4 protein-coding genes and 1 pseudogene are annotated in these 6,258 nt (G+C 69.6%); 4 read left to right on the forward strand and 1 reads right to left on the reverse strand.

Features of this window, described 5'->3' with window-relative positions; translation table 11 throughout:
- Nucleotides 1–184: 184 nt before the first annotated feature.
- On the forward strand, nt 185–1,852 hold the full coding sequence (locus AB4Y86_RS09450; RefSeq protein ID WP_441401986.1) for a phytoene desaturase family protein: 1,668 nt from the start codon (nt 185–187) through the stop codon (nt 1,850–1,852).
- Between the two features lie 24 nt (nt 1,853–1,876).
- On the opposite strand, the gene AB4Y86_RS09455 is transcribed toward AB4Y86_RS09450, so the two are convergent.
- Nucleotides 1,877–4,066: a RecQ family ATP-dependent DNA helicase gene (locus AB4Y86_RS09455; protein ID WP_441401987.1), complete on the reverse strand. Its 2,190-nt coding sequence runs from the start codon at nt 4,064–4,066 to the stop codon at nt 1,877–1,879.
- 124 nt (nt 4,067–4,190) lie between these two features.
- Between AB4Y86_RS09455 and AB4Y86_RS09460 the strand changes: the two genes are divergently transcribed.
- The 3 genes and pseudogenes from AB4Y86_RS09460 to AB4Y86_RS09470 form a co-directional block, all read left to right on the forward strand.
- Nucleotides 4,191–5,609, forward strand: coding sequence for a phosphomannomutase/phosphoglucomutase (locus AB4Y86_RS09460; protein ID WP_441401988.1), 1,419 nt, complete (start codon nt 4,191–4,193; stop codon nt 5,607–5,609).
- 5 nt (nt 5,610–5,614) lie between these two features.
- Nucleotides 5,615–6,124, forward strand: coding sequence for a hypothetical protein (locus AB4Y86_RS09465; RefSeq protein WP_441401989.1), 510 nt, complete (start codon nt 5,615–5,617; stop codon nt 6,122–6,124).
- A 14-nt stretch (nt 6,125–6,138) separates the two neighbouring features.
- Nucleotides 6,139–6,258, forward strand: a pseudogene (locus AB4Y86_RS09470) (Rrf2 family transcriptional regulator); the annotation flags it as partial.

The following is a 6,258-nucleotide window of genomic DNA, read 5'->3' on the forward strand; positions in this document are numbered from 1 at the left end:
ACGCTCCCTCACCTCCGGCRGGTACGMGGGGMACGCTCCCTCACCTCCGGCGGGTACGAGGGGMACGCTCCCTCACCTCCGGCGGGTATACGGGGAATGCTCCCTCACCTCCGGCGAAGATGGTCGAAACGCCCGCCGCCGGCCCTGCCGCTGGTCGGCGGCGTCCAGATGGCAGGATGGGCGCATGTCGACCAACCACGCATTTGACGCCATCATCGTCGGCGGCGGCCACAACGGCCTGGCCGCGGCAGCGTACCTGTCCAAGGCCGGACGGAAGGTCCTTCTGCTGGAGAAGCTCGCGCACCCCGGCGGGGCCGCCGTATCCGCGCAGGCGTTCGACGGCGTCGAGGCCCGGCTCTCGCGCTATTCCTACCTCGTCAGCCTGTTGCCGCGCCAGATCATCGACGACCTCGACCTCCGCATCACGCTCGCGCGGCGGAGGTACTCTTCGTACACGCCGGTCCCCGCCAACCCGGCCCAGGCGCTCCTGATCGACAATGAAGACCCTTACGCCACGGACGCCTCCTTCGCTGGGATCGGAGCGCCAGACGACTTCCGCGGCTTCACCGACTTCTATGCCAGTTGCGGGAAGCTGACGCGGGCACTTTGGCCGACGATGACCTCCCCGCTGCCCACCCGCTCGGAGGCCAGGTCCCTGGCGCTTCGGGCCGGGGCCGGGGAAGCATGGGAAAACATGATCGAGCAGCCGATCGGACACGCCGTCACCGAGGCAGTGCGGCACGAGCTGGTCCGCGGGGTTGTGCTGACCGATGCGCTGATCGGCACCTTCGCCCGCGCCGACGACGCCGACCTCCAACAGAACATCTGTTTCCTGTACCACTTGATCGGCGGCGGGACGGGCGACTGGGACGTGCCGGTCGGCGGGATGGGTGCAGTGTCCGGTGAGCTTGAGCGGGCCGCCCGCGAGGCCGGAGCAACCATCCGGGTGTCGGCGGAGGTCACGTCGGTCCGCCCAGGCGGCGTGGTGGGCTACCGGCACGCCGGCGCTGACCACACCGCTGTTGCCCCTTGGGTCCTGTCGAACGTGGCCCCTGTCGTCCTGGACCGGCTGCGCCACGAAGCGCCGACCGGAACGGGCCCAGCCACCGCAACTGGAACTGATACCGCGGCACGTGCAGGGTGGCCGCCCGCCGCGCAAAATCCGAACCACCTCCGTGAGGGCGCCCAGGTCAAAGTGAACCTGCTGCTCCGGCGGCTGCCGCGTCTACGGGACGCGGCCGTCAGCCCTGAGGCTGCGTTCGGCGGTACCTTCCACATCAACGAAACTTGGGCCCAACTGGACGCCGCCTACCTCAGCGCCGCTGCCGGCACCGTCCCGGAACCCCTGCCGTGCGAAATTTACTGCCACTCGCTGACCGACCCCAGTATCCTGTCGCCCGAACTGCACGAGTCCGGTGCCCAGACCCTTACCGTGTTCGGCCTGCATGTCCCGGACCGGCTGATCACCGCTGAAAACAACGAGAACCGTCGGGCGGAGCTGCAGGCGGCGGTGCTGCGTTCCCTCAACAGTGTCCTGGCCGAGCCGGTCGAGGAACTGCTGCTGACTGGTCCGGATGGCCGGCCATGCATCGAAACGAAGACCACCCTGGACATCGAACGCGCCGTCGGCATGCCGCGCGGCAACATCTTCCACGGCGGCCTCGACTGGCCGTTCGTGGACGACGACGCTCCCCGGGACACCCCGGCTCAGCGCTGGGGCGTGGCCACGGATGACCCGCAGCTCCTGCTCTGTGGCTCGGGCGCCCGCCGCGGCGGCGCCGTCAGCGCCATCGGTGGCCACAACGCGGCCATGGCCGTGCTCGAATCGGAACCGCCGAACGCCCGGCCGTGAGCCCGAACAGGGCAGCCCCGCGGTTCAGCCGGCCTGGCCGAGGACCAGCGGTAACACAGCCCCGGCGCCCGCGAGTCGGAGCGCCCGTCCGGCCACGGTCACGGTCCAGCGGCTGTCCACCAGATCGTCCACCAACATGACGCTCCGGCCCTGGATGCCGTCCAGCGCCGCGGCCAGTTCGGGCCCGACCACGAGGCGGTCCCAGACACCGGCGAGCCGGTAGGCGCTGTTGCCGCCACGGCCGCCCGTGGGGCCGCCGTGGGCGAGCTGCAGCTGGCCCAGGTACGGGATCCGGCCGATCTCGGAGATGCCGCGCGCCAGCGACTCCACGAGTTCGGGCTTGCCGCGGGACGGGATGCTGATGATCGCGGCCGGCCGGCCCGCGCCGCTCCAACCGGGCGTGCGGGCGTCGCCGGTGCCCCACTCGCGCAGGACCTGCACACAGGCGCGCAGCATTCCCTGGTCCACGGTCCGGTCGGGGGCGCCGGCAGCGAAAGTCTCCCGGAGGGCTCCGCCCCAGCCCAGGTCTGTCAGCCGGGCCAGCACGCGGCCGTTGGCCAGGCTTTCTTCCGGTTTGATCTTGCCCTTAACGTTCACGCCCAGGCGGTCCATGCCGCTGGGCCACTGCAGCCGCGGTTCCAGCACCGTCCCGGCACGGCTCAGGGTCGCGCCGGCCGCGGCCGTCGCGTCGGTGGCGATGTCGGCCGGGAACCACCGGCCGGCACAGTTGTCGCAACGGCCGCAGGCACGGGCCGTCTCGTCGTCGAGAACAGAGGTGATGTACTCCATCCGGCAGCCCGCGGTGTCCTGGTAGATGACCATGGAGTCCTGTTCGTCCACCCGCGCCTCGGCAATCCGGCGGTACCGCTCGGCGTCGTACGTCCACGGCCTGCCGGTGGAACGCCACCCTCCGCCCACGCGTTCGACGGCGCCGTCCACGGCCAGCACCTTCAGCAGCAGTTCCAGCGGCGTCCGCCGCAGATCCACCCGGGCCTCGAGTGCCACGGTGGACACTGCCGTGCCTGCCTCGGCGAGGGCGGTCAGGACGGCGGCGGCCTTTTCTTCCGAGGGCATCGAGGCAGTGGCGAAGTATTGCCAGATGTCCCGGTCCTCGGAGCCGGGCAGGAGCAGCACGTCGGCGTTCGCGGCCCCGCGGCCGGCACGTCCCACCTGTTGGTAGTACGCGACCGGGGAGGAGGGCGCGCCGAGGTGCACCACGAAACCGAGGTCCGGCTTATCGAATCCCATGCCGAGGGCCGAGGTGGCCACGAGCGCCTTCACCTGGTTGTCCTTAAGCAGTTGTTCGGCACGTTCCCGGTCTGCGGGATCGGTCCGGCCGGTGTAGGCGAGCACTTCGTGGCCCGCTTCGGCGAGGAGCCGGGCGGTGTCCTCGGCGGCGGAGACGGTGAGGGTGTAGATGATGCCGCTGCCGGGAAGGTCCTTTAGGTGCGTGAGCAGCCAGCCCAGCCGCTCCCGGGAGTCGGGCAGGCGCAGGACGCCCAGCCGCAATGACTCCCGGCCCAGGGCGCCGCGGATGGTCAGCACGCCCTCGCCGAGCTGTTCCTCTATGTCGTGCACCACCCTCGAGTTGGCGGTGGCCGTGGTGGCCAGGACCGGCACGCTGTCGGGCAGCTGGGTGATCAGGTCCGCGATCCGCCGGTAGTCGGGGCGGAAGTCATGGCCCCAGTCCGAGATGCAGTGGGCCTCATCAATCACCAGCAGGCCGGTCCGACGGACCAGTTCGGGCAGTTGGTTCTCGCGGAACGACGGATTGGTCAGCCGCTCCGGGGAGACGAGGAGCACGTCCACCTCATCGGCCGCTAGCTGTTCGCGGACGGTGTCCCATTCGAGCTGGTTGGCCGAGTTGATGGCCACCGCCCGGACGCCTGCCCGCGCGGCGGCGGCGACCTGGTCGCGCATCAGGGCCAGCAGCGGGGACACGATCAGGGTGGGGCCGGCACCGCGGCGGCGAAGCAACAGCGACGCGACGAAGTACACAGCTGATTTCCCCCAGCCGGTGCGCTGCACGACGAGGGCGCGGCGGCCGCCGTCGACGAGCGCCTCGATGGCCTCGAACTGGCCGTCGTGGAATTCGGCCCCCGGATGTCCCACCAGTTCGCGCAGCACTGTCTGGGCCTGGTCACGCGTCCCGCCGGCCCCGGCGGGAGCTGATTCGGAAGCGGAAAGGACTGCAGCGTTCTGGTTATTGGCCATTGCTTCAGTATCCCAGTCCCCTCCGACAGCCGCGAAGCGGGCGAAGGCGTATGTGGAGATTCGCTGTCCACATACGCCTCCGGCACCAGCCGGCCCGGGGCCGCGGCCCCGTAAGATGGTCAGCGTGACTAGCAACCAGACAAAGACTTTTGACCTCTCGGCTTCCTTCAAGGCCTACGACGTGCGCGGGATTGTGGGCGAATCCATCACCGCGGAAATCGTCGAGGCCGTGGGGGCTGCCTTCGTCGACGTCCTGGACCTGGCCGGGCAGACCGTGCTGGTCGGCGGCGACATGCGCCCCTCCTCCCCTGAGTTCAGCCGGGCCTTTGCCAGCGGCGCGGCCACGCGGGGGGCCAACGTACAGCTGCTGGACCTGATCTCCACCGACGAGCTGTACTACGCCTGCGGCGCCCTGAACGCCGCCGGCGCCACCTTCACCGCGAGCCACAACCCCGCCGAGTACAACGGCATCAAAATGGCCAAGGCCGGAGCCGTGCCGATCTCCTCCGAAACCGGTTTGAAAGAGATCCAGGCCCTGGCCGAGGACTACCTCAACGCCGGCACCATCCCGGCGCACGGCACCCGCGGCCTGATCAGCGTGCGCGACGTGCTCAAGGACTACTCCAAGTACCTGCGCAGCCTCGTTGACCTCAGCCGGTCCCGTCCGCTCAAGGTCGTAGTCGACGCCGGCAACGGCATGGCCGGCATGACCACCCCGGCCGTGCTGGGTGACACGCTGCTGGCCAAGTTGCCGCTCGAGATCATCCCGCTCTACTTCGAGCTCGACGGATCCTTCCCGAACCACCCGGCCAACCCGCTGGAACCGGAAAACCTGCGCGACCTGCAGGCCGCCGTCGTCGAGCACGGCGCGGACATCGGCCTGGCGTTCGACGGTGACGCCGACCGTTGCTTCGTGATCGACGAGAAGGGCGAGCCGGTTTCGCCGTCGGCCGTCACCGGCATGGTGGCCCGCCGCGAGATTGCCCGGGCCATCGCCAACGGCGAGGACAACCCGACTATCATCCACAACCTCCTGACGTCGAGGGCTGTGCCCGAGCTGGTGGCCCGTGACGGCGGCCGGGCCGTCCGCACGCGCGTGGGACACTCCTTCATCAAGGCCGTCATGGCGGCCGAAGGTGCGGTGTTCGGCGGCGAGCACTCGGCACACTTTTACTTCCGCGATTTCTGGAATGCGGATACCGGCATGCTGGCCGCCATGCACGTCCTGGCGGCCCTCGGCGAGCAGGACGGGCCATTGTCCGAACTCGGCCGGGAATACGAGCCCTACCGGTCGTCCGGCGAGATTAACTCCGAAATCGAGGACAAGGCCGGGGCCGTGGAGCGCGTCCGCGCCGACTTCCAGGAAGAGGACGTTGAGGTGGACCACCTTGACGGCAGCACTTTCATCGCGGCGGACGGCAGCTACTGGTTCAACCTGCGCCCGTCCAATACCGAACCGTTCCTCCGCCTGAACGTGGAGGCCACGGACTTGGACATCATGGAACGCGTCCGCGACCGGGTCCTGGCCCTGGTCCGGGGCTGATGGCGATGACCGAATCAGCCGAAGGCCGGGGCACCATCCTGCAGCCGGCCGACCCTGCCGCGGACTCCTGGCGGGGCTCGGTGCCGGATTCCAGCGCCACGGACCTGGAGAATCTGCTGGGCACCGGCGTCGGGGCGGCCCAGGAGCAGCTGGAGCGCAACGGCGGCTTCCTGCCGTTCGCCCTGGTGGTGGAAAACGACGGCGAGGTCCGCCTCGTCGCAGTCACCCCGGCCGACGCGGCCGAGGACAGTGAAGCCGACTTCGACGCCGACGGCATGATCGATGACCTCACCGAACTGCTCCGTCAGCACCGTGACGAGTTCCGCGCCGCCGCGATCGTCTGCGACATCACCTTGCTGGAGGAGGACTCCGACGCGATCCACGTCGCCGCCGAGCACCAGGACGGCTCTGTCTTCGCGGCGGTGCTCCCCTACGGCGCGGACCCGGCGACCAACGAGCTGGCGTTCGGCGAGCTCTCCGCCGACACCAGCGAACCCGCTGTCTGGGTGGACTAGACCAGGCCGGTGCCATGAAGATCAACGCCTTCGCGGACGTGAGCCTGCGCGCAATGATGGTGCTCGCGGCCGCGGCCGAGGGCGAGCTGCTCACCACGCAGAGCATCGCGGACGCCGTCGGCACGCCCTACAAC

This window comes from Arthrobacter sp. 2YAF22_2 (assembly GCF_052114645.1).
Lineage (GTDB): Bacteria > Actinomycetota > Actinomycetes > Actinomycetales > Micrococcaceae > Arthrobacter.

What these genes read in the sequence shown, in the direction of transcription:
- AB4Y86_RS09450 (WP_441401986.1), top strand. Translation starts at nt 185, where the DNA reads ATGTCGACCAACCACGCATTTGACGCCATCATCGTCGGCGGCGGCCAC.
- AB4Y86_RS09455 (WP_441401987.1), bottom strand. Translation starts at nt 4,066, where the DNA reads ATGGCCAATAACCAGAACGCTGCAGTCCTTTCCGCTTCCGAATCAGCT.
- AB4Y86_RS09465 (WP_441401989.1), top strand. Translation starts at nt 5,615, where the DNA reads ATGACCGAATCAGCCGAAGGCCGGGGCACCATCCTGCAGCCGGCCGAC.